Raw genomic sequence first — 26,789 nt, 5'->3', positions numbered from 1 at the left:
AAGGAACGAGCATGGCAGGGATCGACGAGGTCGCGCGCGCGACGGGCGTCTCTACGGCGACGGTGTCGCGGGCGCTGCGCGGGCTGCCGAACGTGTCGGACAAGACGCGCGCCGCCGTGCGGCGGGCTGCGGATGAGCTCGGCTACGTCGCGTCGTCGAGCGCATCCGGTCTGGCGAGCGGCCGGACCCTCGCGATGGGCGTGGTCGTCCCGTCGGTGAGCCGCTGGTTCTACACCTCCGTGCTGGAGGGCGTCGACGCCGAGCTGCGCGCGGCCAGCTACGACATGATCCTGTTCAACCTGGGAGGGCACCGCGGCGACAGGGAGCGGGTCTTCCACCGGAGCATCCTGCGCAAGCGGACGGATGCGCTACTCGCCCTGTGCCTCGACTTCACGGCGGACGAACGGCACCAGCTCGCCTCGCTCGGCCACCCGACCATCGTGGTCGGCGGCCCGGTGAAGGGGCTGCGCAGCGTCGGCATCGACGAGAAGGCCACCGCGCGCATCGCCACCGAGCACCTGATCGGACTCGGGCACACGGACATCGCGCACATCGGAGGCGAGGACGAGGAGGGCCTGAACAAGCAGGTCCCCGTCGGGCGGCTGCACGGCTTCCAGCAGGCGATGCGCGACGCAGGACTCTCCGTGCGGCCGGAGTGGGTGGTGCCCGGCGGCTTCTCCCTTCCGCTCGGGCGCGCGGCGATGAACGCACTGCTCGACCGGCCAGGTCCGCGACCGACCGCCGTCTTCGCCGCGTCGGACGAGATGGCGATGGGCGCGATGCTCGCGGCGGCCGATCACGGTCTCTCCGTGCCAGACGACCTGTCCGTGATCGGGATCGACAATCACGACTTCGCCGAGTCGTTCCAGCTCACCACGATGTCGCAGGATCCGTTCGACCAAGGCTCGGTGGCCACGCGCATCCTGCTGGACGAGCTGGCGGGCGGAGAGCCGCGCAGCCGGTCCGTTCGCTCGAGCGCGAAACTCACGGTTCGCGGGTCGACAGCTCCTCGACGCTGACCCGCATCGGCGCTCCGACACGCGCGGCGGTCCGCCTGATAGGTGCAGCGCTTACCGATCTGAAAGAATAGCCGAGCGAACGTCCGGCTGATCGTGCCTTTCGGGTAGGCGCGATCAACTGCTGTCGATGTCGCCCGTTCGCGAGCTCCTAACTCGGGAACGGGAAGAGCCGCCCTGCCTAGGAACGGGGCGGCTCTTCGAATTCGTCAGGCTGCGTCGCCGACCGAGACGGCTTCCGCCTCCTCGACTCCGGACTCCTCGACGCCGTCGACCCGCTTGAGGTAGCGGTGTCCTGCCATGACCAGCACGACCGCGACCAGCACGGAGACGGCTCCGGCGAAGAACGGCGTCGCGGGCGAGATCGTGTCGGCCAGGAGCGTCGCAGCGGGCGGTGCGATGGCGCCGCCGAGGAACCGGACTCCTGAGTACGCACTGGATGCGACGGAGCGCGGCAGGTCGGTGGCCTCCATCACGCACTCGGTGAGCACGGTGTTCAGCACGCCGAGCAGCAGCCCGCCGACGATCACGCAGACGATGAGTCCGACCAGCGAGCCGATCAGCAGCCCGGCGGCGAGCAGGTCGATGGCGAGCAGCGGCATCACGATCCAGAGCACCCTGGTGCGCGGCAGTCGCCTGGTGAGCAGCGGCGCACCCCAGACCGAGGTGATCGCGAGCGCGACGCCCCAGCCGAAGAAGATCAGGCCGAGCGAGATCGCCGATTCGACGCCGAGCGGAACAAGGGCGAACGGGGTGTACGCCAGCAGCACGAAGAAGCCGATGTTGTAGAACAGGGCGGCGGCGGCGAGGAAGCCGAGGGCAGGCTTCGCAAGCGCCCTGAACGGCGCACTCAAACTGGTCGGCTGCGGCTTCTCCGGCGACTTCTTGAGCATCAGGACGATGGCGATGAAGCCGACCGCCATGAGCGTCGCCGTGCCGAAGAACGGCCCGCGCCAGCTCCAGCTTCCGAGCAGTCCGCCGAGCAGGGGGCCGATCGCGATGCCGAGACCGAGCGCGGCCTCGTAGAGGACGATCGCCGACGATGTGCCGCCCGCGGCAGCGCCCACGATCGTGGCGAGAGCGGTGGAGATGAAGAGCGCGTTCCCGAGCCCCCACCCTGCGCGGAAGCCGATGATCGACTCCACGTTCTGGGAGAGTCCGGCGGCGAGCGCGAACACGACGATCAGGGCAAGCCCGATGAGCAGGGTCTTCTTCGCTCCGATGCGGCTGGAGATCCAGCTACTGAAGAACATCGCGATGCCGGTGATCAGCAGATAGCTGGTGAACAGCATCTCGGTCTCGGTCGGTGTCGCCTGCAGGCTCTTCGCGATTGCGGGAAGGATGGGGTCGACCAGTCCGATGCCCATGAAGGCGATGACGGAGGCGAAGGCGACGGCCCAGACGGCCGTCGGCTGCTTGAGGAGATTGCTTGGTTTGTCGTGCGACATAGAGGTGATGGACTCCGATGGTTCGGTGGTGTGTGGTGCTGTCGTCAGTGCGCTGCTACGGCCTCTGCCGGCGCGGAGAGGCCGACGCGAGAGCCAAGGATGCGGACGGTGGCGCGCAGGGCGGCCACCTCGTCCTCCGTGAGGTCCTCGAACATCGGCACCAGGGCGCCGGACAGTTCGTCCCGCCAGTTCTGCAGAGCGGCCTCGCCCTTGGCGGTGGCGGCGATCTGCCAGGCCCGCGCGTCGTCAGTGTCCGCGATGCGCTTGACCCACTCCGACTCGACCAGGTTGCGGACGAGCTTGGTCATGGTGGGCTGGGAGACCCTGCTCTGGGCGGCGAGCTCGCCGAGGCGCATGGGACCTGAGGCCTGAAGAACACTGAGGGTGCGCCAGACGGCCGGCGATTCCGTGTTGCCCGTGACGCGCACGGCGAGACGGGTCAGCCGGTGACTGGCGACCACGAGGTCGCCGATCGTGTTCCGGAGATCACTGGGGGTGCTGTGTGTCATGACTCGATTATATATAGCTTCGCTATATAAATCAATCCATTTCGTTTCAGTATTTCATATGACTACGTTTCAGTGTCGGGTTTAATAGTCCAATGCCCCCTTCGCGCCGCACCCCGCAGCAGACCGCCGAGTTCCTCGCCGACCAGAACGACACGGAGTCGTACGACAAGGGCCTCAAGCGTCGGCACATCCAGATGATCGCGGTGGGCGGCGCCATCGGCACCGGGCTCTTCCTCGGTGCGGGAGGCCGCCTCGCGTCCGCCGGCCCCAGCCTGCTCATCGTGTACGCCATCTGCGGGCTCTTCGCGTTCTTCATCCTCCGCGCGCTCGGCGAACTCGTGCTGCATCGGCCGGACTCCGGCAACTTCGTCTCGTACGCCAGGGAGTTCTTCGGAGAGAAGCTGGCCTTCGTGGCGGGCTGGTCGTACTGGATCTACTGGTCGATGATCGCCATCGTCGACATCACGGCGGTCGCGCTCTACCTGTCGTTCTTCGGCAAGTACGTCGAGTTCTTCGCCATCGTCCCCCAGTGGGTGTTCGCCCTGGTGGCCCTTGCCGTCGTCCTTGTGCTCAACCTCCTCTCGGTGAAGGTCTTCGGAGAGCTCGAGTTCTGGTTCTCCGTCATCAAGGTCGGCGCCCTCATCATCTTCCTGATCGTCGGCATCCTGTTCGTCGTCTTCGGAACGCCCATCGACGGTCACACGCCCGGCTTCTCCCTCTTCGCAGACAGCGGCGGCTTCTTCCCGAACGGCGTCCTGCCCGCCGTCCTCGTCGTGCAGGGCGTGGTCTTCGCATACGGCGCCATCGAGCTCGTCGGCACGGCGGCGGGCGAGACGCCAGACCCGCAGAAGACGATGCCGCGCGCCATCAACTCGGTCATCCTGCGCATCGCGCTGTTCTACGTCGGCTCCGTGGCCTTGCTGTCGCTGCTCCTGCCGTACACCGCCTTCACGGCGGGAGAGAGCCCGTTCGTCACGTTCTTCGCATCCATCGGCGTGGAGGGCGCCGACGTCGTGATGAACATGGTGGTCCTGACGGCGGCACTGTCGTCCCTGAACGCCGGCCTCTACTCCACCGGCCGAATCGCCAGGTCGCTTGCGCTGCGCGGGGCTGCGCCGGTCTTCACCGCCAAGCTCAGCCGCCACGGCGTCCCGTACGGCGGAATCATGGTCACCGGCGCCATCGCCCTGCTCGGCGTCGGACTCAACGCCGTGGTTCCCGAGGAAGCGTTCGAGATCGGCATCAACCTCACGGCGCTCGGCACGCTCACCGCCTGGGGCGTGATCGTGCTCTGCCAGATCCGCCTGCGACGGCTCTCCCTCGCCGGGCTCGTGACGCGGCCGTCGTTCCGGCTGCCGGGAGCACCGTTCACGGCGTACCTCACGCTGGCCTTCCTCGCTACGGTCGCGGTGCTCATCCTCCTCGACTACCCCACCGGCACCTTCACCTTCGGCACGGCGATCGTGGTCGTCATCCCGGCCCTGGTGCTCGGCTGGTTCGGTGTCCGCCGCCGGGTCGCACGCGTCGCCGCGGTCCGCCGGGCGCGTGAGCTCGACCTGACGGTTCCCGCGCCCTCCGACCGCTAGCGCCGGGCGAGCACGTACGCTTGCTGCACCTTCTCCGGCGCGACGGGTTCGCGCACGAGGCGCGCGTGCTCGGTGAAGCCGGACGCCGCCAGGAGGTCGTGGATGCGGTCGGGAGCCTGGCGGTACGCATCCAGTTCCAGGTCGTGGCCGTACGCGTGCCGCAGGTTCACGACGTCATCGCCCACCTGGAACGCCAGCAGCAGCCAGCCACCCGTGCGCACCACCCGCGCGAACTCCGCGAACAGGATGTGCTGCCGCTCACGAGGCGTATGGATGATCGAGTACCAGGCGACCGCCCCCGCAAGCGCAGCATCCGGCAGCTCGAGCGCGGCCATCGTGCCCACCTCGAACAGCAGCTCCGGGTATGCCTCGCGCGCCACCTCCACCATCGCGGGCGACAGGTCGATGCCGAACGCGTCCAGCCCCAGCCCCGCCAGGTGCACGGTCACCCGCCCCGGTCCGCAGCCCAGGTCGGCCACCTCTCCCCCGCCGGCCGCCTGCACATGCTCGGCGAACGCCGCGAGCATCGCCCGGTCGAGCGCCTTCCCCTCCAGCTCGTCGCGCAGCAGCGCGGCGTAGTCGACGGCGACGGCGTCGTACGCCGCCCTGGTGGCCACGACATCAGGATGCTCGGACATGCCAGCAGTCTAAAGAACATGGAAACGCCCCCAGCTACCAAACCGGGGGCGTTCTCAATGGGTCGGGGGCTACCGCAGGAATCGCTCGTACAGAGCGATGCTGCGGTACAGATCCGGCGGGTGAGCAGAGCTCTCCCTGGTCTCGCCCGCGAGGGTCGCGACGGTCAGGTCGCGCCAGTATGCGGCGTATGCACGCCACCTGGATCGGTTCATCGTGGTTCTTCCTTACGGTTGTGCGTCCTTGCACACCGATGCACGCAGGCAGGCGCGATCGGACGCGGTGGGTGGTCGAGCATCCACGTCGATCGGCGTCGTTAAACGCACGAAGGGCGTCGCCCCGTTGCGGGGGCGACGCCCTTCACAACGCGGATACTCGTCTTGCGAGGAGTCCGCGTCGCGTACCGGCAGTCAACCTGCGGCAGAAAGAGCCCCGATGGGGCGCTGACTACTTGAGGGTGATGGTGGCGCCAGCCTCTTCGAGCTGTGCCTTTGCCTTGTCTGCGGTCTCCTTGTTGGCGCCTTCGAGCACGGTGCTCGGAGCGCCGTCAACGAGGGCCTTCGCCTCACCGAGGCCGAGGCTGGTGAGGGCGCGCACCTCCTTGATGACCTGGATCTTCTTGTCACCGGCAGCCTCGAGGACGACGTCGAAGGAGTCCTTCTCCTCGACCTCTTCCGCGGGAGCGGCAGCGCCTGCACCGGCCGCAGCAACGGCGACGGGGGCGGCGGCGGTGACCTCGAAGGTCTCCTCGAACTTCTTCACGAACTCGCTCAGCTCGATGAGCGTGAGCTCCTTGAACGCCTCGAGCAGCTCGTCAGTCGACAGCTTTGCCATGATTTTCTCCTTAGATTCTTTCTCGTTTACTCACCGCTGGAAGTGCATCCCTGGGGATGGACTACGCAGCGGACTCCTGCTTCTCACGCAGCGCGTCGACCGTGCGAACGGCCTGCGACAGCGGTGCGTTGAACAGATATGCGGCTCCGAACAGCGAGGCCTTGAAGGCGCCGGCCAGCTTGGCCAGCAGAACCTCACGGGACTCGAGGTCGGCGAGCTTGCCTACCTCTTCTGCGGTCAGCGGGTTACCGTCGAAGTAACCACCCTTGACCACCAGGAGAGGGTTTGCCTTGGTGAAGTCACGCAGCGACTTCGCGACGGCGACAGGGTCACCGTGAACGAAAGCGATCGCGGAGGGGCCGACGAGCTCCTCATCGAACGACGAGATCCCGGCCTTGTTGGCAGCGATCTTGGTCAGCGTGTTCTTCACCACGGCGTACGTCGCGTGCTCACTGATGGACTTGCGCAGCGTCTTGAGCTGAGCAACAGTGAGACCGCGGTACTCGGTCAGCAGAACGGCGGTCGAGCTCGTGAACAGGTTCTCGAGTTCGGCAACCGTGGCTTCCTTGTTCGCCATGGCCTACTCCTCTATATCTACGTCGCACACCGCGGGAGCGATGTGCGCCCAGACCGCCGGCATGAAAAAAGCTCCGGCGCAGAGGCACGGAGCTGGCGACGCAGGAGAACCTGCGAGAACTGCTTCATACACCTGCGCGGGCGCCCACCTGAGTGGATCTTCTTGTCGTGCGAACACGACAACCAGCGGTCTTTGGCTTCGTATAGAGTACGGGATGCGCGGTCCAGGCGCAAATCAGGCGCTGGCGCCCAGGAACCCGGCGATGTCCTGCGCGAAGTGCGGGTGCAGCGGGACGCCGCCGTGTGCGCGGCCGCGGTAGACGATGTGACTGGCGTGCCGGATGCGCTCGGCCGTCTGCCGCCCGAGTTCCGGCGGGTAGAAGACGTCCCTTTCGCCGGAGAGGATCAGGGTCGGAGCCGTGATGCGCTCCACCCGGTCGAGGACGTCGAAGCCGTCCTCCGCGCGGACGAGCGCGATCAGACTCTCCGGGTCGTCCGGCTTCGGCGCGAGACGGCTGGCCAGCCGGACGATGTTGTCGAAGTGCTTCGAGTTCATGGTGGCGCTCGCCAGTTCGGCGTACGCGCGGCGATCGCCCGCTGCGAGCAGCGAGACATACCTCCGCTGGATCGCGCGCCCGCGTGAACCGAGGCGGCCGGAGCCGGCGGCGACGACGAGCGACTTCACGAGTTCCGGCTGGTCGGCGGCGAGCTGCAGGGCGACGCTCGCTCCCGTCGACAGGCCCATCAGCGCGACCGGACCGTCGAAGTGCTCGCGCACATACCGCGCGTAGATGTCGGCGATCTCCGACATGTCGAAGTCGGTCGGAAGGTATGCGGGACGCCCGACGGCGTGCACGCGCGTGACTCTGGCAGGGCCGCGCACGATCAGCCGCTCGATCACGCGGTCGACCCCGCGCGGGTTGTCGACCTCCGCCGGAAGTGCGCGGATGAACAGCAGCGGCTCGGCGTCGGCGTCGCCGTAGTGGGCCGTGGCGAGGATGTCGGGAGTCACTCCTGCACCTCGCCCTCGCGCTCGGTGAGCGGGAGCGACACCGCGAAGACGGTCTCGCCCTGCCCGCTCTCCACCGTGAGCTCTCCCCCGTGCGCCTCCACGACGGCGCTGACGATCGCGAGGCCGAGACCGGTCGAGCCCGTCGCACGGTTGCGGGAGCTGTCTCCCCTGGCGAAGCGTTCGAACAGCGTGGAGCGCACCTCGTCCGGGATGCCGGGGCCGTTGTCCTTCACCGAGATGACCGCGTGGTTCTTCTCCTGGTCGACCGCGAGCTCGGCGACGACCTCGGTGCCCTCCGGGGTGTGCACGCGGGCGTTCGCCAGCAGATTCGTGACCACCTGATGCAGGCGCGGCTGGTCGCCGATCACTTCGACCGGCTCCTCGGGAAGCACGATCGACCAGGTGTGATCCGGGCCTGCGGCGTGCGCGTCGCTCAGCGCGTCGATCAGCAGCATGGACAGGTCGACAGGATCGCGGTCGAGTTCGCGGCCCTCGTCGAGTCTGGCGAGCAGGAGCAGGTCCTCCACGAGCGAGGTCATCCTGGTCGCCTCCGACTCGATCCGGCCGAGCGAGCGCGTCACGTCGGTGGGCAGTTCGTGCGGCGAACGCCTGGTCAGCTCCGCGTAGCCCCGGATGGAGGCGAGCGGTGTCCGCAGTTCGTGGCTGGCGTCCGCGACGAACTGCCGCACCTTCTGCTCGCTCGCCTGGCGGGCGGTCAGCGCCGAGGCGACGTGGCCGAGCATCCGGTTGAGAGCCGCGCCGACGGTGCCGACCTCGGTGTGCGGGTCGGTGTCCGCCTCTGGAACACGCACCGACAGTGCGACGTCGCCGCGGTCGAGGGGCATCTCCGCCACCTGCTGAGCCGTGCCGGCCACGCGGGCGAGCGGGCGCATCGCCAGCCGCACCACGAAGCTCGCGATCAGGAACGCGAAGATCAGCCCGGCCAGCGTGACCAGCACGATCACGAGGGTGAGCTGGGAGACGGTGGCGTTCACGTCGCTCAGCGGCAGGCCGATGATGACGCTGTCGCCGTTGTCGAGTCGCGCCGCGGCGATGCGATACGAACCGAGGGCCTCGCCGAGATCGACGGTGTGCGGTTTCTCGTCGGAGGGGACCGTCAGCAGCGCGAGGCCGTTGATCGTCACCTGCTTGGGTTCGAGCGGCTGGTTCGTGGTGGTGGGCTGGTCCGCGAGGACCACGGGCGGGAAGAGCAGGCCGCCGCTCGCGCTGCGCACTGCGCCGAGGGTGCCCGTGGGCTGGCCCGGGGTCTGCACGACGCCCGCCGCCTGCGGGCTGGTCGGACCGCCGGCGTTGATTCGGTCGGCCGCGTGCTGGCCGCGGACGAGCGCACTGGTGAGCTGTCCATCGAGCCTGCTGATCAGGTAGCCCTGCAACGCCACCACGCTGACGGTCCCGATCACTGCGCCGAGCACCGCCAGCATGGCGACGACCACGAGCACGACGCGGCTGCGGAGCGTCCACGAGCGGAACGGCCGGATGCGCTTGGTCAGGCCGCGCATCCCGCGCCCGTCCGTCGGGGTGTCGGTCGGTGTGCCCGTCGCGCGGGCTGTCGTCATTGCGCCGCCTTGACCATGTAACCGGCGCCGCGCACGGTGTGGATCATCGGCGCGCGACCGGAGTCGATCTTCTTGCGCAGGTAGGAGATGTAGAGCTCGACCACGCTGGACGAGCCGCCGAAGTCGTAGCTCCAGACGCGGTCGAGGATCTGCGTCTTGCTGAGCACGCGGCGCGGGTTGCGCATCAGGAACCGCAGCAGTTCGAACTCGGTGGCCGTGAGCTGGATCTGCTGCCCGTCGCGGTGCACCTCGTAGCTGTCCTCGTCGAGCACCAGGTCTCCGACGATCAGCACGGGGTCGCTCTCGTCGGCGACCGCTGCGCGCGACCGGCGCAGCAGTCCGCGCAGGCGGGCGACCAGCTCCTCCAGGCTGAACGGCTTGGTGACGTAGTCGTCTCCACCGGCGGTGAGGCCTGCGATGCGGTCGTCGAGCGAGTCCTTCGCCGTGAGGAACAGGACAGGAGCCTCGTTGCCGTCCGCGCGCATCCTGGACAGCACCTGCAGCCCGTCGATGTCGGGCAGCATGATGTCGAGCACGACGACGTCCGGCTTGAACTCGCGGGAGAGCTGGAGCGCCTGCTGTCCATTGGATGCGGTCTTCACATCCCAGTCTTCGTAGTGCAGCGCCATCGAGAGCAGATCGGTGAGCGTGGACTCGTCGTCGACGACGAGCACGCGGATCGCAGTGCCGTCTGCGCGGCGCAACAGGCTACGGGGCTGGGTGGAGGTGCCGGAGGCGGCACGCGAGTTCATGGTCACCTTTCTCATTATGAGGAGTGCTCTTGATGAGGGCTATGCGAAAGCTATGGGAATTCTGTGAGGCTTCGACGCGGCGCACAGCCAAAACATAGCCACGCCATAGTCCTCCCAAATTCCGCGCTCCTAACGTCCAGATCGCCCCCAGCCCACCCCAGAGATACGGAAACAGCATGTTCGGGACTTATCTGCGGCGAGAACTCCTCAATCGCCGCAAGCAGACAGTGATCATCGCGGTGGGCATGGCTCTCGCGATCGCGCTCGTCATCATCGTCAATTCCGTCTCCGCGGGGGTGAAGGCGGCCCAGGCGAGCGTGCTCCAGTCGGTCTACGGCGTCGGCACCGACATCACCGTCAGCGAGCCGGCCACCGCGCAGAGCGCCACCACCAACCAGGCGCAGGGAGGCGGACCTCGCTTCGACTTCGGGGCGAACGCCGGCACAGACACCGGCGCAGGTCGCTCGGTGAACACCTCACGGCTCGAGCCGACCCGCGGCGCGACGGTGATGGATGCAACCACCCTCGCCACCGTCAAGAAGGTGGACAACGTGTCCGCCGCCGCGTCCGTGCTGTCGCTGACGAACACAAGCTTCTCCGGCACCCTCCCCAACTTCCAGCAGTTGCGCGAACAGCGTCAGGCCGGCGGGACGGGCGGCGAAGCCACCGTGCCGAACCCGGCGCCCACCGGCGGCTCGGACGGTGCAGGCGGAAGCTCGTTCAGCGTCGACTCCTTCTCCGTCCTCGGCCTCGACCCCGCCGGCAAGTCGGTCGGACCGCTCTCCTCCGTGACCCTCTCCAGCGGTCGCGCGTTCGCGGCTTCCGACGCCGGCAAGGACGTGGTGGTGCTCGACCAGGCGTACGCCAAGACCGGCAGCAAGGCGGTCGGAGACACCGTCACCATCGGCGGCACCGACTTCAAGGTCGTCGGCATCGTGGCGGCGACGGGCAGCGACTCCACCACGGCGGCCAACGCGTACATCCCGCTCGACGTCGCCCAGAAGCTGTCCGGCCAGACCGGCAAGGTCAGCTCGGTCTACGTGACCGCGGCGTCAGCGAGCGACATCGACCAGATCAAGTCCGACCTCACGAAGGCGCTGCCGAAGGCGACCATCAGCACCCAGGCGGATCTCGCATCCAGTGTCTCCGGCTCGCTCGGAACCGCCGGTGACCTGATCGCGAACCTCGGCACCTGGCTGTCGATCATCGTGCTCGCCGCGGCGTTCCTCATCGCGATCCTGTTCACCATCTCCGGCGTCACCCGGCGCACCAGGGAGTTCGGCACCCTCAAGGCGATCGGCTGGTCCAACGGCCGCATCGTCGGCCAGGTGGCGGGCGAGTCGGTCGTGCAGGGCCTGATCGGCGGCGTCATCGGCGTCGCGGTCGGCCTGGTCGGCGTGCTCGTCGTGAACGTGATCTCGCCGACCCTCTCCGGCCGCGTCGGTGGCGGCACCGTCGAAGCGGCGGCCAGGACCAGAACGGGAACGGGTGCAGGCACCGGCGGCGCGGAGGGCGGCTTCGGCGGCGGCGGCTTCGGCGGCGGCACCGGCGGTTTCGCCGGGGTGCGCAACGCGGCGGCCAATGCCACGACGGACATCGCCCTGCACGCCCCCGTCACCGTCTGGGTGATCGTCATCGCCGTCGGCCTCGCCGTCCTCGGCGGGCTCCTCGCCGGCGCCATCGGAGGATGGCGCGCATCCCGTCTTCGCCCAGCCGCCGCCCTGCGCTCGGTCGCCTGACCCACCCAAAGGAGAGAACGTGTACACGCTCACCAATGTCACGAAGAAGTACTCGCAGTCCAAGCGCGAGGTCGTCGCCCTCAACGACGTGACCCTGCACATCCCGGACGGCCAGCTCGTCGCCATCCAGGGTCCGACAGGCGGCGGCAAGTCGACGCTGCTGCAGATGCTCGGCGCGCTCGACCGGCCGACCACCGGCTCGGTGGAGCTGGAGAAGTCGAGCCTGTCCGGACTCGGCGACGGCAAGCTCACCGCCATCCGGGCCAACGAGATCGGGTTCGTCTTCCAGGGCTTCAACCTCATCCCGACGCTCACCGCGCAGGAGAACGTCGAGACCGCTCTCGCCCCGCTCAAGGTGAGCGGCGAGGAGCGGAAGAGGCGCGCAGCGGAAGCGCTCGCCTCCGTCGGCCTCGCCGACCGCGGCAGCCACCTGCCGAGCGAGCTCTCCGGCGGTCAGCAGCAGCGCGTCGCGATTGCGCGCGCTCTGGTGAAGAACCCGAACGTGCTGCTCGCCGACGAACCGACGGGCAACCTGGATGAGGAGACCCGCGACGAGATCATGGACCTGCTCGAAGGGCTCTGGCGCGACCGCGGCCTGACGCTGGTGATCGTGACGCACGACTCCGCGGTCGCGAAGCGGGCGCAGCGCAGGCTGCACATCAAGCACGGGCAGGTGAAGGACGTGGCCTGACCGCGCGCGGCACAACAGGAGAATCGGCGCGACACTCCAGCAGGATCACCGTTCGGACGGAGATCCGGCGGGTGGCGCGCCGATTCTCCTGTTGTACGGGGGCTGTGAGGGTGTGGGTCAGGAGGGGAGGACGACCAGGCCGAGGGCCTCGACGAGTGCCACGGCCTGGTGGTCGTCGACGATCGCTCCGCGGAGGGTGGCGGTGCGGGGGTCGAGACCGGTGAGGTCGCTCCCCCGCAGCGTCGCTCCGGTGAAGTCGGCTCCCTCGAACCAGGATGCGGAGAGGTCGCACCCGACGAAGGTGGCGTCCTGGCAGCGCGCATAGCCAAGATCGGCCTCGCGCAGCCGGACACCGGTGAAGTCGGCGCCGCGCAGCTCGGCCTTCTGGAAACCGGCGAACGACCAGTTGCCTCCGTCGACCTTCAGCAGGCCGAACTCGCAGCCGTCGAACTGGCTGCCGGTGAGCTTGCACCGGGTGAACGTGGTGTCGAAGAAGTTGCAGCGGGTGAACGTGCAGTTCACGAACGCCGACTCCGTATGGATGCTGACGTTGAACTTCACGTTGAGGAACGTGCACTCGGTGAACACGGCGCCGGAACTGGTCAGCTCCGTCATGTCGACGTCGACGAACTCGACCCGCTCGAACTCGTCGCCGTCGAGGTCACGGCCGTACCAGTCCTCGCCGCGGACCATCGTCTCTGTCACGGGCGTCCTGCTGCGTCGTCCACTGTCCGTCATGACCCCATCCAAGCACCGGCCGCCGACGCCTGCGCGGCGACGGCCGGTGCCGGATGGTTCGACTCAGTCCTGGTTGCTGAACGCTGCGTCGAACGACGCGGTCGGCTGCTTCCAGAGCAGCGAGCGGATGTAGCCGACCGCTTCCTTGGCGCCGTGCAGCCTGTCCATGCCCGCGTCCTCCCACTCGATCGAGATGGGGCCGGTGTATCCGATGGACGTGAGCGCGCGGAATGAGTCCTCCCACGGCACGTCGCCGTGCCCGGTGGAGACGAAGTCCCAGCCGCGGCGCGGGTCGCCCCAGGGCAGGTGCGAGCCGAGCACACCGGCGCGGCCGTTCTTCGGGCGCAGCCGGGTGTCCTTGCAGTCGACGTGATAGATACGGTCTTTGAAGTCGACGATGAACCCGACAGGGTCGATGTCCTGCCACATCATGTGGCTCGGGTCCCAGTTGAAGCCGAAGGCCTCCCTGTGGTCGATCGCCTCGAGCGACCGGACGCTGGACCAGTAGTCGTAGGCGATCTCGGACGGGTGCACCTCGTGGGCGAAGCGGACGCCCTCGCCGTCGAACACATCCAGGATGGGGTTCCACCGATCGGCGAAGTCCTGATACCCGGCGTCGATCACGTCGGCGGGCACGGGCGGGAACTGGGCGACGTACGGCCAGATCTTGGAGCCGGTGAACCCGACCACCGTGTCGACGCCGAGCTTGCGGGCGACCTTCGCCGTGAGCTTCAGCTCCTCGGCGGCCCGCTGACGCACGCCCTCCGGGTCGCCGTCTCCCCAGACCTTCGAGCCGACGATCGCCTGGTGGCGGAAGTCGATCGGGTCGTCGCAGACCGCCTGCCCCTTGAGGTGGTTGGAGATGGCCCAGACCTTGAGCCCGTACTTGTTCAGGATGTCGAGGCGGCCCTGCAGGTAGGCGTCGTCCTCTGCGGCCCTCCACACGTCGAGGTGCTCGCCGGAGCAGGCGATCTCCAGGCCGTCGTAGCCCCACTCGCTCGCGTACTGAGCGACCTCTTCGAGCGTGAGGTCGGCCCACTGTCCGGTGAACAGCGTCACCGGGTGCGTGCTGGCGAGCTCCGTGCCGGTGTTCGCATTGTCTGTCATTCCTCTGTTCCCATCTCGATCCAGGTGCCGGACTCCGCGGAGTCGAGCACGGCCTCGGTGACCCGCACGGCGCGCAGGCCGTCGGTGAAGCGCGGCAGTCCGTCGGGGTCCGCCCCGCCGATGGCCGCGTATGTGTCTGCGACGAACGCGTTGAACGCATCCTGGTAGCCCTGTGGATGCCCGGACGGCACGACGCACAGGCGCGCGGCGTCCGCGCTGAGCTGGTCGGCGTCGCGCGGGACGAGCAGGCTGCCCTTCCGCTTGCCGATCCAGAGCGTCTCCGGCTGCTCCTGGTCGAACTCGACGCTCTCCGCGCTTCCCGCGATCTCGAGCAGCAGACGGTTCTTCCTGCCGGGCGCGACCTGCGACACCAGGAGGGTCCCGATGCCGCCTGAGCGCGTCTCGATGACGACCGCGACCGCGTCCTCCGTGGTGATGCCGGAGTGCGCCGCCCTGTCGGAGAAGTACGTCTTCTTGGTGGCGGAGACGCGGGAGACCCGGTCGCCGCTGACGAACTCGACGAGGTCGACCAGGTGCGAGCCGATGTCGGCGAACGCCCGGGAGCGACCGCCGGATGCTGCATCCACCCGCCAGTTGTCGTCGTCGGCGCCGAGAAGCCAGTCCTGCAGGTACGACGCGTTCACGGTGAGCACGCGGCCTGCCGCCCCGGACGCGAACCGGTCGCGCGCCTCGCGGACCATCGGGTGGAAGCGGTAGGCGAACGGCACCGTCGCGGTGCGGTCGCCGACAGCGGCGACGAGCGCCTCCGCATCCCGGACCGTGGTGGTGAGCGGCTTCTCGCACACCACGTGCTTGCCTGCGGCCAGAACCGCGGCGGCCTGCTCGGCGTGGAGCGCGTTCGGCGTGCAGACATGAACCACGTCGATCGCGTCGTCGGCGAGCACCTGGTCGAGCGAGTCGTACGCCCTGGCGATGCCGAGGTCGGCCGCAGCGGCGGCGGACTTCTGCGGACTGGACGAGACGATGCCCGCCAGTTCCGCCCGCGCGTTGCGAGCGGCCCTGGAGTGCACCTGCGCCATGAAACCGCCGCCGACGATCGCGACCCTCGGCCGCGGTCCTGCCGTCGTCTCCGTCATTCAGCCATCCTGCCCGAGGGTGGCTGCACGCGGGTCCCAATCCTCCGGCAGGGCCGGTGCGACCGTGACGGTGCTCTGGACCTCGACGGGAGCCCCGGCGAGTCCGGCCTCGATGGTCGAGACCATCACGTCGAGCACGTGGTACGCCTGCTCGCCGGATGCGCGCTCGGGCACTCCGGCACGGATCGCGCGGGCGAGCTCGACGACGCCCGTGCCCCTGCTCGACGTCGACCCCGTCGACGGGAACGTCTCGACGCCGTCGGCGCCGTGGACGAGGAGGTCGCCGACGAAGGTGTTGGGGTCGGGCACGACCAGCGTGCCATCGACGCCCGCGACCTCGAACTGCGTGCGGCCGAGCTTGGAGTCGAAGCTGAAGATGCTCTGCGCCGTCTGGCCGCTCTCGAACTCGTAGAGCGCGCTGACGTGCGTCGGCACGGTCACGGCGAACTCCTCGCCGGCGCGGGGGCCGGAACCGATGACACGCGACTCCTTGGCCTTCGACGCGACCGCGCTGACGCGGGCGACGGGGCCGAAGAGCTGGACGAGAGCGGTGAGGTAGTACGGTCCGATGTCGAACAGCGGCCCGGCGCCCTCCTGGAACAGGAAGTCCGGGTTCGGGTGCCACGACTCCGGGCCGGGGCTCTGCATGAGAGTCAGGGCGGTGAGCGGGGCGCCGATCTGGCCGTTCTCGATGAGGCGACGAGCCGACTGGATGCCGGCGCCGAGGAAGGTGTCAGGCGCCGTCGCGACGCGCAGCCCCTTCTCGTGCGCCGCCGTGAGAAGCTCGGTGCCGCTGACGCGGTCGAGCGCGAACGGCTTCTCGCTCCAGACGTGCTTGCCCGCATCCAGGATCTGCAGGGCGACCTCGACGTGCACGCGAGGGAGCGTGAGGTTGACCACGATCTCGATCTGGTCGTCGGCGAGCAGGTCGGCGACAGAGCCGGACCCTGCGATGCCGAACTTCTCGGCCTGCGCCTTCGCCCGCGGCTCGTCGATGTCGGCGACGAAGCGCACGTCGAGATCGGGGAAGGTGGTGAGGTTGGTCAGGTATTCGGTGCTGATGACACCGGCGCCGATGACGCCGACGCCGACCTTTCCGCCGCTCACGCGAGGCCCTTGGCGGTGAGGAACTCGATGCTGTCCGCGACGGCCTCGAAGCGGTCGCCGCGCGAGTCGTCGAGTTCGATCACGCGCAGGGCGTTCGGAGCCGCGGCGATGATCTGTTCGATCGGGAGCGAGCCCTTGCCGACGGCGACCTGGTCCTTGGTCTCCGTGGTGCCGGGGCCGTCCTTGATGTGCAGTGCGACGACGCGGTCGCCGAGCCTGCCGAGAAGCTCCACCGGGTCGTGGCCGCCGACGGCCACCCAGTACGTGTCGACCTCGAGGACGACCTCCGGCGCGAGCTTGCCGGCGAAGTACTCCAGGGCCGTCACGCCGTCGATCGTGCTCTCGAGCTCGTGGGCGTGGTTGTGGTAGCCGACGCGGACGCCGTAGCGGGCGGCGACCTCGGCCGCCGCGTTGAGCTGAGCGGCGATCTCGTCGACGCTTTCCGCCGTCTGCCAGCGCTCCGGCGCGACGAACGGGTCGATGACGGTGGGGATGCCGAGGGCCTTGGCCGCCTCGAAGACGGGCTCGAGGTCGCCGCCGATGAATCCCTGGTGGGTGGTGGGCGCCGTCAGGCCCGTCTCCTCGAGACCGCGACGCAGTTCGTCGCCGAAGTCGAGGAATGCGAACGGCTCGACCTGGGTGAACCCGAGGTCTGCGATGCGCTTGAGGGTGCCGACCGTGTCGTCGGTCAGGAGCTCACGAACGGTGTAGAGCTGCACGGAGAGGTTGGACTTCGACACTTTTCTCCTCGTCGAGTGGATGGGGCGCGCCTGATGGCGACGGTACCCATTCAAGCCAGACTTCTGCCGAATGTCAATCAAAAGTCGCATGAGAGAAAACAGACTTTGTTCCCTCTGGGAACCGTGTGGTTCAATACCCTCATGACCGACAGCGTGCGCGAGCAGCCGCTCGTCGCCCCGGACGCCGCCGGCCTGCTGGCGATCCTGCGCGACGGCGTCCCTCGCACGCGCGCCCAACTGGCCGAGCTGACCGGGCTCGCCCGCTCGACGGTCGCGGTGCGGATCGACAGCCTGACCGCATCCGGTCTCGTCGCCCCCGCCGGCGACGACGTGTCGACCGGCGGTCGCCCGCCTGCCCGCATCCGGTTCAACCCGGAGTCGCGCGTCGTCATCGCGATCGACCTCGGCGCGACGCACGGGGTGGTCGCGCTCGCCGACCTGGCGGGGAACATCCTGACCAGCGAGTCGCAGCGCATCCTGATCACCGACGGGCCGGAGCCGATCCTCGACTGGGCACTGGGGACGGCGGAGAAGCTGTTCACCGCCTCCGGCCGGCCGCCGAGCGAACTGGTCGGCGTCGGCATCGGTGTGCCGGGACCCGTCGAGCACTCGACCGGTCTGCCGGTGAACCCGCCGATCATGCCAGGCTGGGACCGCTTCGACATCCCGGCGTACGTCGCGCGGACGTTCGACGTCCCCGTGCTCGTGGACAACGACGTCAACCTCCTCGCGCTCGGCGAGCACGCGCTCATGTGGCCAGACCAGTCCGACCTCCTCTTCGTGAAGGTGGCCACCGGCATCGGCGCCGGCATCATCAACGGCGGCAGGCTGCAGCGCGGTGCGCAGGGCTCCGCAGGCGACCTCGGCCACGTGCGCGTGCCGTTCGGCGCCGACACGCCCAGCCACGGAGCGCAGGACGCCGACCTCGAAGCGCTCGCCTCCGGCCCGGCCATCGCGCGCACGCTGACAGCGCTCGGCATCCCGGCGCGCACGAGCGACGATGTGGTCGAGCTGGCCCGCACCGGAAACGCGACTGTGCTGCAGACGATCCGTCAGGCGGGCCGCGACCTCGGTGAGGTGATCGCGACCTCCGTCAACCTCCTCAATCCGTCGCTCGTCATCGTGGGCGGCAGTCTCTCCCGGGTCGGCGAGCAGCTCCTCGCCGGGATCCGCGAGGTCGTCTACCAGCGGTCGACGCCGCTGGCGACGCAGTATCTCACCATCACGCAGTCGCGCTCCGGCGAGACCGGCGGCGTGATCGGCGCCGCGATCATGGTGATCCAGCACGCCCTCGATCCCGTCGAGGACTCCCAGAGATACGCGAGACCCCTGGGCCGCTGAGCCGGGCATCCCCTGCCGCAGCGCCCCTCCCCCTGCACCGATCCCGCGCCGATCCCCGGCGAAATCGAATCGTTTCGACAACCGCATCCACCACCTCACACCACCAGAACACAGAACACAGAACGGAAGGACAGTCGTGACCACTGCGACGAAACCCGGCGAGACCATCAAGGCCGCCGTCATCGGACTCGGCTGGGCGGGCCAGCAGCACATGGATGCGTACGCGACCCTGCCAGGGGTCGAGCTCGTCGCCATCGCCGGCATGGAGGACGGGCCGCGCGCCGAGCTCGGCGAGAAGTACGGCATCACCCGCCTCTACCGCGACTGGCACGAGCTCGTCGAGGACGGAGGGATCGACGTGGTGAGCGTCGCCGTCCCGACCTTCCTGCACGCCCCGATCGCCGTCGGCGCCCTGGAGGCGGGCATCCACGTGCTCAGCGAGAAGCCGATCGCCAGGACCGCCGACGAGGCGCAGGCGATGGTGGATGCGGCGCACACCGCAGACCGCGTGCTCGAGGTCGCCTTCAACCACCGCCGCCGCGGCGACATCGAGGCGCTGAAGGCCGCGATCGACGCCGGCCAGATCGGCCGCCCGTACCACGCGCGCGCGATCTGGCTGCGCAGGGCGGGCATCCCGGCTCTCGGAAGCTGGTTCACCAACCGTGAGATGGCGGGCGGCGGACCGCTCATCGACATCGGCGTGCACGTGCTCGACTACGCGCTGCACCTGTTCGGCGAGCCGAAGGTGACCGCCGTCTCCGCCGTGACGCACTCCGAGCTCGGCACCCGCGGTCGCGGCGGCGCCGCCGGCAACAAGCAGGACGTCGGCTCCGCATACGAGGTCGAGGACCTCGCCAGCCTGCTGCTGCGCCTCGAAGGCGGCGGCTCGATCGTGCTCGAGACGAGCTGGGCGGCGTACCGTCCGGCCGGCGACGAGTTCGGCATCACGCTGTACGGCACGGAGGGCGGCGCCGACCTGCGCGTCGTCGACTACGCTCCGGCCGGCGAGCTGACCATCTTCACCGGAGAAGGGGAGGCGACCTCCGACGTGCGCGTCGCCGCCGATCCCGGCCGCGGCCACCTGGCCGTGGTCGAGACGTTCCTCGAGCACGTCGCGGACACGGCCAACTGGTCGCAGTACGACGGTTCCCGCGCCCTCGCCCGCGCCCGCGTCATCGACGCGGCGTACGAGTCGGCGCGCCGCAACGCCGAAGTCGTGCTCGAACCGGCAACGAAGGGAGCATGAGCATGTCAGCACTGCGCGTCACCGTCTGGAACGAGGGTGTCCACGAGGCCACCCAGCCGGACATCGCCGCCATCTACCCCACAGGCATCCACGGCGCCATCGCCGAAGGCCTCAGCGAGCTGCTCGGCTCCGACGTGACGGTGCGCACCGCCACGCTCGCCGACGAGGAGCACGGCCTCACCGAGCAGGTGCTGGCCGACACGGATGTGCTGCTCTGGTGGGGCCACATCGCCCACGATCAGGTCGCAGACGAGGTGGTGGAGCGCGTGCGCGAGCACGTCCTCGGCGGCATGGGTCTCATCGTGCTGCACTCCGGCCACTTCTCGAAGATCTTCATCCGGATGCTCGGCACCACCTGCTCGCTCGCCTGGCGCAACCCGGAGGGCGGAGAGCGCGAGCTGGTCTGGAACGTCAACCCGACGCATCCGATCGCCGAGGGCGTCGAGCAGCCGATCGTGATCGAGGCGCAGGAGATGTATGGAGAGTTCTTCGACATCCCGACCCCGGACGACCTGGTGTTCATCAGCTCGTTCACCGGCGGAGAGGTCTTCCGCTCCGGCGTGACGTTCACGCGCGGTCGCGGCAAGATCTTCTACTTCAGCCCGGGCGACCAGGAGTACCCGGTGTACTTCCACCCGCAGGTGCGCAGGGTGCTCGCCAACGGCGTGCGCTGGGCGGCGCCGGTCTCCGGCGCCCGCAGGTCGCCGGAGGTCTCCAACCCGGATGCGGGGGTCTGGCCGCGGTAGCCCGCGATCGAGATACCAGTAACTGCGCCGCATCCCGCGCGTTTCGCGACAGTTACTGGTATCTCGTCTCAGGCGGCAGACTGGGTGACATGAGCCGAATCACTTCGCTACCTGAGCCGCGGCACCCGGACCCGGCGGACGCACCTCCCCTGCGCTGGGGCGTGCTCGCGCCGGGCGGGATCGCCGCCGACTTCACGGATGCGCTGCACGCTCACACGACGCAGCGCGTGGTGGCTGCCGGGTCGCGGTCGGCGGAGCGCGCTGCCGCGTTCGCCGCAGCGCACGGCGTGGAGCGGTCGTACGGCTCGTATGTGGAGCTGGTCGAGGATCCGGACGTGGACGTCGTCTACGTGGCGTCGCCGCACACCCAGCACGCCGAGCACGCGCTGCTCGCGATCGCCGCCGGAAAGAGCGTGCTCGTCGAGAAGCCGCTCGCCGCGGACGCGGAGGACGCCAGACGCATCGAGCGCGCGGCGAAGGCGGCAGGGGTGTTCGCCATGGAGGCGATGTGGACGCGGTATCTGCCGCAGACCGACATCATCCGGCAGCTCCTCGACGACGGCGTGCTCGGCGACGTGCGCATCGTCACCGCGGACTTCGGCGGGAACGCGCGGTTCGACCCGACCAGCCGCCTCTTCGATCCCGCGCTCGGCGGAGGGGCGCTGCTCGACCTCGGCGTGTACGTCGTCTCCTGGGCGTCGTTCGCCATCGGCCGGCCGGCCGGGGTGATCGCGGCAGGGACGCTCGCGCCCACCGGCGTCGACGAGCAGGCGTCGCTCATCCTGTCGTCGCTGAGCGGGGCGCAGGCGCTGGTCAGCACAGGGCTGCGCGCCGCGACGCCGTCGCTCGCGACGATCTGCGGATCGGAAGCGCGGGTCGAGACCGGGAGCCCGTTCTGGTCGGCGAGCGGTCTGCGCCTGGTGCAGGGCGGGGATGCTCCGACGCTCGACTGGGAGGACCCATACGGGCGACCCCACCGCCAGGGCATGTCGTACGAGGCCGCAGCGCTCGCCCGCTACGTGACGGACGGACTCACCGACTCGCCCGTGCATCCACTGGCCGAGGCGGTGCAGACGCTCGAGACGATCGACGAGGCGCGCCGCCAGCTCGGCGTGACAGGCGTGGGGTCCGCCGCCGAGGGCTGATGCGAGGGAGAATGGACGGGTGCTCGATACTGTCCTGACCCGCCCAGCCTCTCTCGTCGACCTCCGGCCGGCCGAGGTCGTGCAGGCGGAACGCGTGCAGGCCGAGCTCGAGTTCCAGCTCGAAGCACCGGATGCGGACCGCGTCCTCCGCGGGCACCTCACCAGGGTCGTCGCGCACTCCAGCGACAGGGTCGGCTGGCTGCGCGCCCGCAGCCGCGGCATCACCGCCACCGACGTCGCCAAGCTCTCCACGCCGCGCTCCGTGCAGTCAGCCGCGTACGACAAACTGCACGGCACCGGGTTCTCCGGCAACGTCTACACGCAGCACGGCCGCACCCGCGAGCCGGAGATCGCCGCGTGGGTGGCCGCCACCCACGGCATCCAGCCATCGGATGCGCTCTATCACGCCGTGCGGGACAGGCGTCACCTCGCGACACCGGACGGCCTGACCGTCCGCGCGAGCGGCAGCATCGAACTGGCGGAGATCAAGACCACGAACAAGCCGTTCCGCAGCATCCCGCGCAACTATCTGCGGCAGATCTGGTGGCAGCAGTACGTGCTCGGAGCCGAGCGCACGCTGTTCGTCTGGGAGCAGCACTCCGGTTTCGTTCCGCTGCACGACGAACCTGAGTGCCGGTGGGTCGACCGCGACGAGACCGAGATCGCGAAGCTCGTCGCGCTGGCAGGCGACCTCATCGACGCGCTGCGCCGCGCTACCAGCCCGCAGCCGTCCTAGTCGGCGACGACAGGAACGCGCACCAGGGTGAGCGAGTAGATCGCCAGCCACGCGATGGCCACGGTCGTGCCGATCAGCTCCAGCCACGCTCCCACGTCCGTCGCGATGTGCACGAGCGCGAGCAGGCCGCCCACGATGGTGATGGCGGCGACCGCGAAGCAGCTCACCAGCGAGAACCTGGCCACCCTCGGCACGGTGGAGGCGAAGGCCACCTGCAGCATCGCGTAGCACGCCGCAGCGAAGCCGAGCACGGCCGTGGTCGTGTGCACGAGATCCTGCACGGTCGACCGCGGGTCCGCGAGCGGCACAGGGCACGCAGCGGTGCAGGTGACCTGCGACGCGATCACGAAGCAGATCGCCGCGAAGCCGAGGGTGACAGCGGGAGCCCACCTGCTCAGCAGCCTGGCCGACGACCGGATGTGCCCGCTCGCCAGCGCGATCGAGAACCCGCCGGCCGCGATGCACAGCAGCGCGATGGCGAACGGCGTCGCAGTCGGAGCGCCCTGGGCGCCGAGCTCGCTCACATAGACCGGGTACGGCACGGTCAGCCGCGCGGCCCAGATAATGGTCAGCCCACCGAGCACCGCGATCGTGCCGAGCGCGAGGAGCACCGGCACGGCGCGCTGCCAGCCGCGCGCGAGCACGGGTGCCGCGAACGGTTGACGCACGACGCGCAGCACTCTGCTCACGAGGAGCATCCTAACCAGACCGCCCCTGGAAACGTCCTGGGGGTATCCGAAACGCATTGTTCATCAGCGGTGACGCGACCGAAACACCCCTGAAGCATTGGCGGGATTGACTGAGAGGCAGCCGATGAGGGGACGACGAATGCAGAAGACGATGCGAGCCGCGCTTCTCGCCCAGCCGGGCGACGCCGACGCGCTGAGGATCGGCGAGATCGCGACGCCGGACAGAGTGAACGCGGAGTTCCTGGTCAAGGTGGTCGCGGCGAGCGTGAATCCGATCGACGCCAAGACCAGAGCCGGTCGCGGGGTGTTCGGCGCCATCAGGAACCTGCCCGCCGTGCTCGGCCACGACTTCAGCGGGGTGGTGGTCGAGTCGCCGTACCGCGCGCATCCCATCAAGCCGGGCGACGAGGTGTTCGGGATGGTGATGGTCCCCCGGTTCAGCGGAACGTACGCCGAGTACGTCTCGGTGCCGAGCCTCAGCGTCGTGCGCAAACCGTCGACGCTCTCGCACATCGAGGCCGCCGGAGCGCCGCTGGCCGCCCTCACCGCGTGGGGCATGGTGGTCGAGGTGGCGAAGGCGCACGAGGGCCAGCGGATGCTCATCCACGCCGGCAGCGGAGGCGTCGGCCATTTCGCGGTGCAGTTCGCGTCGTACTTCGGCGCGCAGGTGACGGCGACGGCATCCGGGTCGAACGCCTCGTGGCTGCGCACACTCGGGGCGTCGTCGGTCATCGACTACGCGACCACCCGGTTCGAGGACGTCGCCGGCGAAGTGGATGTGGTCATCGACCTGATCGGGAACGTCCACGACGACACCGGCAGCCGCTCCCTGAAGGTGCTCCGCCCCGGCGGACTCATCGTCAATGCGCCCACCGGGAGCTGGCCGACCTTCCAGGACGAGACCGCCGCCGCAGGAGTCCGCGGCACCGACTTCAAAGTCGCGCCGGACGGCAACACCCTCGCCGTGATCTCCCGGCTGCTGGAGTCCGGCAACGTGCGCGTGCACGTCGATCAGATCTTCGCGCTCGAACAGATCGCGGACGCCCACCGCGCGATCGAGTCCGGCCACACGCGCGGCAAGATCGTGCTGAAGGTGGCGGAGGGCTAGAGCGCCCGCTCCATCACCCAGTCGTCCTCCAGCCGGTCTCCGACCAGGAACTGTTTGGAGCCGACGCGCTCGAACCCGTTCTTGGCGTAGAAGCGCTGCGCCCTGGCGTTCTCCTCGTTGACGCCCAGCCACATCCCGGATGCACCGGCCTGCGCAGCCGCCGCGAGGCTCGCCTCCATGAGCCCGCTCGCCACACCGGCACCGTGGTGGCCGGGCATCACGTAGCACTTGCTCAGCTCGCTCGACGGGCGGATGCGAATGGCGGCGCTCACATCGGAGTCCGCCGGCTCTCCGAGGTTCACCATCGTGTACCCCACTGCCTCGCCGTTCTCGTCCTCCGCGATCAGCAGCACGCGGGCGTCGTCTGCGAGGTATTCGCCGAATCTCTCCTCGGAGAGCATCGTCGCGACGAACGCCGCCTTCGCCTCCTCTGTGGTGTGCGGTGGGCAGGCGAGGGGGAAGGTCACGGCGGCGACGGCGGCGAGGCCCCGCGCATCCCGTGCCTCTGCTGAGCGGATGGTGACGGTCACCAGACCACCATACTGAAACGGCCGGCCGCCCCAGAAGGGACGACCGGCCGTTCGGTGCGACGCGGACGCTAGTGACGTCCTGCCGCGACCAGGGAGAGCAGGTTGAACGACACACCACCGAGGCCGGTGACGTCGTCGTAGCCCTTCGCGGTTTTCAGCGTGGTGTCCTGATCGAAGGAGACCAGGTAGCTGTTGCCGCTGGTGGCGCTGGTGTACGCCACGGCCTGCGTCGGGTTCTGCGGCAGCACGTCGCGGAACGCGTTCGGCAGGATGCGCTTGATGCCGTACAGGGTCGGGTTCGCGAACCCGATCTGTGCGTGCGTCGCCTGCTGCACGATCGCGATCTGGGCCGCCACGATCGGAGTGGCCAGCGAGGTTCCGCCGTACGTCTCGTTCACGTAGTCGCCCGTCTCCAGGGTGCTGTCGTCGATGATGGGGCGGATGCCGATCGAGAACCCGGTGTACGGGTCTGCGAGGGCGGCCACATCCGGAGAGACGCGGTGTCCGTTCGCCAGCGCGGCAGGCACGGCGTTCTTCTGGTAGTCGGGCTGAGCGAACACAGCGCTCACTCCGCCACCTGCCCCGCCGACGAACCGCGTACCGGGCAGCGGCTGGGCGTATGCGAGCGTGCCGTCCGGGTTCTTGACGATCTGGCCGACGGTGTCGCCCCAGCCCGTCTCGAAGGCGATCTTGCTGTTCTTGTCGATGCCGAGGCTCGTGCCGCCCACCGAGGTCACCCACGGGGAGGAGGCGGGGAAGTCGGGCGACGGGTAGCCGAGGTTCGCGACCTCGTCGCCGTTGTCACCGCTCGAGAAGTACAGGCCGATGCCCTCGCCCGCAGCCTGGAGCTGCAGGTTGACCTCGCCCTGGATCACATCGGCGGGGACGGCCTCTCCGACGTTTCCGTAGCTGTTGCTGACGATCGTGGCCAGCTTGTTGTCGAGGATCTTCGACATCGCGACGTCGAGGCCCCCGCTGCAGTCCGTGCCGCCCACATACAGGATGCGCGCACCCGGTGCGATGCCGTGCACGGACTCGACGTCGAGCGTCTGCTCGCCCTGCCACCCGCTCGGCTGCTGGCACAGCTCCTGGTCGGTGAAGTCACTCGGCTTCGGAACCAGCTGCTGGTAGTTCGAGTTGTTCAGCCCGGGCTCGCCGTACTGCTGCGAGTAGGAGTTGACGTCCTTCACGATGCTCGGGCTCGCGTACGCGTCGATGATCGCGACCGTCTGGCCCGACCCGTTCACGCCGCTCTTGCTGAGCTTGTCGAGGCCGTACGCAGTGCGCAACTGCGACGGGGTGTACCCGCAGTTGTACGTGCTGTACTGCGTCTGGCCGTTGTAGCTCGGCGGAACCGTCACCACGTGCTCACCGATGTAGTGCGAGCACGGCGTCGCGACCACCGGTGCCGCCGCTGCCTTGCGGCTGAGCTGCGGGGTTCCGGATGCGCCGAGGTCGCCCTGCTTGATCGAGTCCGGCTTGGTCAGCGTGCGCGACTGCTCGATGCTGATGCCGGACACCTTCGTGCCGACCGCGGCGGGGAGCGACGGTGCGGAGGTCGGCGCGACGAGCTTCTTGCCCGCGTAGTCGAACGAGTGCAGCGACGTTCCGAAGATCGAGCCGAGCTGGTCCGGCGTTCCGCGGAAGACGACGTACTGCCTGCTCGCCGGGACGGCGGTGATCGTGAGACCGGCGGTCTTCAGGAAGCTGACGACAGCATCCGAGTCCGCCTGGGTCGGCGAGAACCGGTTGATCCACTGGCTCGGGCTGAGCGCCTTGCGGAAGCCTGAGGTGACCGGATTCGAGACGGCCTTCGCGAGCGCTTCCGCGCCGTTCTGGTCGCGCAGGGGGAGATAGATCTCGCCCTGGACTGTCTCGTCCGTCGGGGCGGCCCCTGCATCGTTTGCTGCAGTCGCCCAGCTCGGCACGGAGTCGGCGAAGGTGACCCTGTCGGCCGCGTTCGCTGCTCCGGTCCCCGCCATCGACAAAGCCACCGCGGCGGCCGCGGTGGCGATGATTCCGACGGTCCTTTTGTGAAGGACGCGTCTGGTGGTGCGAGTTGTCATGAAGTTGATCCTTACTC

Annotated in this window: 27 protein-coding genes; 10 read left to right on the top strand and 17 right to left on the bottom strand. The window is 68.8% G+C overall.

Going from position 1 to position 26,789, the window contains the following annotated elements; all coding sequences use genetic code 11:
- Window positions 1–11: 11 nt before the first annotated feature.
- Window positions 12–1,019, top strand: a complete 1,008-nt coding sequence (locus ACYVGI_RS15260; protein ID WP_460633448.1) for a LacI family DNA-binding transcriptional regulator — start codon at window positions 12–14, stop codon at window positions 1,017–1,019.
- A 206-nt stretch (window positions 1,020–1,225) separates the two neighbouring features.
- On the opposite strand, the gene ACYVGI_RS15255 is transcribed toward ACYVGI_RS15260, so the two are convergent.
- Both ACYVGI_RS15255 and ACYVGI_RS15250 read right to left on the bottom strand, forming a co-directional pair.
- A complete protein-coding gene (locus ACYVGI_RS15255) occupies window positions 1,226–2,464 on the bottom strand; it encodes an MFS transporter (protein ID WP_460633447.1) in 1,239 nt (412 codons plus the stop codon).
- A gap of 44 nt (window positions 2,465–2,508) precedes the next feature.
- On the bottom strand, window positions 2,509–2,973 hold the full coding sequence (locus tag ACYVGI_RS15250) for a MarR family winged helix-turn-helix transcriptional regulator (protein WP_460633446.1): 465 nt from the start codon (window positions 2,971–2,973) through the stop codon (window positions 2,509–2,511).
- Between the two features lie 92 nt (window positions 2,974–3,065).
- Here ACYVGI_RS15250 and ACYVGI_RS15245 point away from each other — a divergent pair, with 92 nt between their 5' ends.
- Window positions 3,066–4,559: an amino acid permease gene (locus tag ACYVGI_RS15245; protein WP_460633445.1), complete on the top strand. Its 1,494-nt coding sequence runs from the start codon at window positions 3,066–3,068 to the stop codon at window positions 4,557–4,559.
- Here the strand turns inward: ACYVGI_RS15245 and ACYVGI_RS15240 are convergent.
- The 7 genes from ACYVGI_RS15240 to ACYVGI_RS15210 form a co-directional block, all read right to left on the bottom strand.
- Window positions 4,556–5,197 (bottom strand): class I SAM-dependent DNA methyltransferase, encoded by a 642-nt coding sequence (locus ACYVGI_RS15240; protein ID WP_460633444.1) that lies wholly within the window; start codon window positions 5,195–5,197, stop codon window positions 4,556–4,558. The genes ACYVGI_RS15245 and ACYVGI_RS15240 overlap by 4 nt on opposite strands.
- Window positions 5,198–5,266: 69 nt before the next feature.
- Window positions 5,267–5,410 carry a hypothetical protein gene (locus ACYVGI_RS15235; RefSeq protein WP_157480029.1) on the bottom strand — a complete coding sequence of 48 codons (144 nt, stop codon included), beginning with the start codon at window positions 5,408–5,410 and terminating at the stop codon, window positions 5,267–5,269.
- 232 nt (window positions 5,411–5,642) lie between these two features.
- Window positions 5,643–6,029, bottom strand: coding sequence for a 50S ribosomal protein L7/L12 (gene rplL / locus ACYVGI_RS15230; protein ID WP_085371183.1), 387 nt, complete (start codon window positions 6,027–6,029; stop codon window positions 5,643–5,645).
- A 61-nt stretch (window positions 6,030–6,090) separates the two neighbouring features.
- A complete protein-coding gene (gene rplJ, locus ACYVGI_RS15225; RefSeq protein WP_085371184.1) occupies window positions 6,091–6,606 on the bottom strand; it encodes a 50S ribosomal protein L10 in 516 nt (171 codons plus the stop codon).
- A gap of 234 nt (window positions 6,607–6,840) precedes the next feature.
- A complete protein-coding gene (locus tag ACYVGI_RS15220) occupies window positions 6,841–7,617 on the bottom strand; it encodes an alpha/beta fold hydrolase (RefSeq protein WP_460633443.1) in 777 nt (258 codons plus the stop codon).
- Complete coding sequence (locus ACYVGI_RS15215) at window positions 7,614–9,194, bottom strand: sensor histidine kinase (protein ID WP_460633442.1); 1,581 nt, start codon at window positions 9,192–9,194, stop codon at window positions 7,614–7,616. The genes ACYVGI_RS15220 and ACYVGI_RS15215 overlap by 4 nt, the downstream gene beginning before the upstream one ends.
- The gene (locus tag ACYVGI_RS15210; protein ID WP_235500366.1) at window positions 9,191–9,946 is read right to left on the bottom strand and encodes a response regulator transcription factor; all 756 of its coding nucleotides are present in this window, start codon (window positions 9,944–9,946) and stop codon (window positions 9,191–9,193) included. The genes ACYVGI_RS15215 and ACYVGI_RS15210 overlap by 4 nt, the downstream gene beginning before the upstream one ends.
- A 176-nt stretch (window positions 9,947–10,122) precedes the next feature.
- Between ACYVGI_RS15210 and ACYVGI_RS15205 the strand changes: the two genes are divergently transcribed.
- Together ACYVGI_RS15205 and ACYVGI_RS15200 are read left to right on the top strand one after the other, a co-directional pair.
- Window positions 10,123–11,685, top strand: a complete 1,563-nt coding sequence (locus tag ACYVGI_RS15205) for an ABC transporter permease (protein ID WP_460633441.1) — start codon at window positions 10,123–10,125, stop codon at window positions 11,683–11,685.
- A 19-nt stretch (window positions 11,686–11,704) separates the two neighbouring features.
- Window positions 11,705–12,376 (top strand): ABC transporter ATP-binding protein, encoded by a 672-nt coding sequence (locus tag ACYVGI_RS15200; protein WP_460633440.1) that lies wholly within the window; start codon window positions 11,705–11,707, stop codon window positions 12,374–12,376.
- A gap of 117 nt (window positions 12,377–12,493) precedes the next feature.
- Here ACYVGI_RS15200 and ACYVGI_RS15195 read toward each other — a convergent pair whose 3' ends face one another.
- The 5 genes from ACYVGI_RS15195 to ACYVGI_RS15175 form a co-directional block, all read right to left on the bottom strand.
- Window positions 12,494–13,114, bottom strand: a complete 621-nt coding sequence (locus ACYVGI_RS15195) for a pentapeptide repeat-containing protein (protein WP_460633439.1) — start codon at window positions 13,112–13,114, stop codon at window positions 12,494–12,496.
- 63 nt (window positions 13,115–13,177) lie between these two features.
- Window positions 13,178–14,221: a sugar phosphate isomerase/epimerase family protein gene (locus tag ACYVGI_RS15190; RefSeq protein ID WP_460633438.1), complete on the bottom strand. Its 1,044-nt coding sequence runs from the start codon at window positions 14,219–14,221 to the stop codon at window positions 13,178–13,180.
- Window positions 14,218–15,318, bottom strand: coding sequence for a Gfo/Idh/MocA family protein (locus ACYVGI_RS15185; protein WP_460633437.1), 1,101 nt, complete (start codon window positions 15,316–15,318; stop codon window positions 14,218–14,220). The genes ACYVGI_RS15190 and ACYVGI_RS15185 overlap by 4 nt, the downstream gene beginning before the upstream one ends.
- Window positions 15,319–16,425, bottom strand: a complete 1,107-nt coding sequence (locus ACYVGI_RS15180) for a Gfo/Idh/MocA family protein (protein ID WP_460633436.1) — start codon at window positions 16,423–16,425, stop codon at window positions 15,319–15,321.
- Window positions 16,422–17,165: a sugar phosphate isomerase/epimerase family protein gene (locus ACYVGI_RS15175; protein ID WP_460633435.1), complete on the bottom strand. Its 744-nt coding sequence runs from the start codon at window positions 17,163–17,165 to the stop codon at window positions 16,422–16,424. The genes ACYVGI_RS15180 and ACYVGI_RS15175 overlap by 4 nt, the downstream gene beginning before the upstream one ends.
- Before the next feature lie 141 nt (window positions 17,166–17,306).
- On the opposite strand from ACYVGI_RS15175, the gene ACYVGI_RS15170 reads away from it, so the two are divergent.
- From ACYVGI_RS15170 to ACYVGI_RS15150, 5 genes are all read left to right on the top strand, one after another.
- Window positions 17,307–18,506, top strand: a complete 1,200-nt coding sequence (locus tag ACYVGI_RS15170; protein ID WP_460633434.1) for an ROK family protein — start codon at window positions 17,307–17,309, stop codon at window positions 18,504–18,506.
- A 136-nt stretch (window positions 18,507–18,642) separates the two neighbouring features.
- Complete coding sequence (locus ACYVGI_RS15165) at window positions 18,643–19,752, top strand: Gfo/Idh/MocA family protein (RefSeq protein ID WP_460633433.1); 1,110 nt, start codon at window positions 18,643–18,645, stop codon at window positions 19,750–19,752.
- Entirely contained in the window at window positions 19,749–20,498 is a 750-nt protein-coding gene (locus ACYVGI_RS15160; RefSeq protein ID WP_460633432.1) for a ThuA domain-containing protein, read from the top strand. The genes ACYVGI_RS15165 and ACYVGI_RS15160 overlap by 4 nt, the downstream gene beginning before the upstream one ends.
- Window positions 20,499–20,587: 89 nt before the next feature.
- On the top strand, window positions 20,588–21,643 hold the full coding sequence (locus ACYVGI_RS15155; RefSeq protein WP_460633431.1) for a Gfo/Idh/MocA family protein: 1,056 nt from the start codon (window positions 20,588–20,590) through the stop codon (window positions 21,641–21,643).
- Between the two features lie 94 nt (window positions 21,644–21,737).
- Window positions 21,738–22,379 carry a YqaJ viral recombinase family protein gene (locus ACYVGI_RS15150; RefSeq protein WP_460633805.1) on the top strand — a complete coding sequence of 214 codons (642 nt, stop codon included), beginning with the start codon at window positions 21,738–21,740 and terminating at the stop codon, window positions 22,377–22,379.
- Here the strand turns inward: ACYVGI_RS15150 and ACYVGI_RS15145 are convergent.
- Window positions 22,376–23,068, bottom strand: coding sequence for a DUF998 domain-containing protein (locus ACYVGI_RS15145; protein WP_460633430.1), 693 nt, complete (start codon window positions 23,066–23,068; stop codon window positions 22,376–22,378). The genes ACYVGI_RS15150 and ACYVGI_RS15145 overlap by 4 nt on opposite strands.
- A gap of 139 nt (window positions 23,069–23,207) precedes the next feature.
- Between ACYVGI_RS15145 and ACYVGI_RS15140 the strand changes: the two genes are divergently transcribed.
- A complete protein-coding gene (locus ACYVGI_RS15140) occupies window positions 23,208–24,176 on the top strand; it encodes an NADP-dependent oxidoreductase (RefSeq protein ID WP_460633429.1) in 969 nt (322 codons plus the stop codon).
- On the opposite strand, the gene ACYVGI_RS15135 is transcribed toward ACYVGI_RS15140, so the two are convergent.
- Both ACYVGI_RS15135 and ACYVGI_RS15130 read right to left on the bottom strand, forming a co-directional pair.
- Window positions 24,173–24,706: a GNAT family N-acetyltransferase gene (locus ACYVGI_RS15135; protein ID WP_460633428.1), complete on the bottom strand. Its 534-nt coding sequence runs from the start codon at window positions 24,704–24,706 to the stop codon at window positions 24,173–24,175. The two genes, ACYVGI_RS15140 and ACYVGI_RS15135, sit on opposite strands and share 4 nt — an antisense overlap.
- Before the next feature lie 68 nt (window positions 24,707–24,774).
- The gene (locus tag ACYVGI_RS15130) at window positions 24,775–26,772 is read right to left on the bottom strand and encodes a S53 family peptidase (protein ID WP_460633427.1); all 1,998 of its coding nucleotides are present in this window, start codon (window positions 26,770–26,772) and stop codon (window positions 24,775–24,777) included.
- Window positions 26,773–26,789: the final 17 nt, after the last annotated feature.

It is taken from the genome of Leifsonia lichenia, from assembly GCF_054780215.1.
The sequence above is the reverse complement of the archived record's forward strand: the minus strand, read 5'-3'. Positions and strand labels throughout refer to the sequence as shown.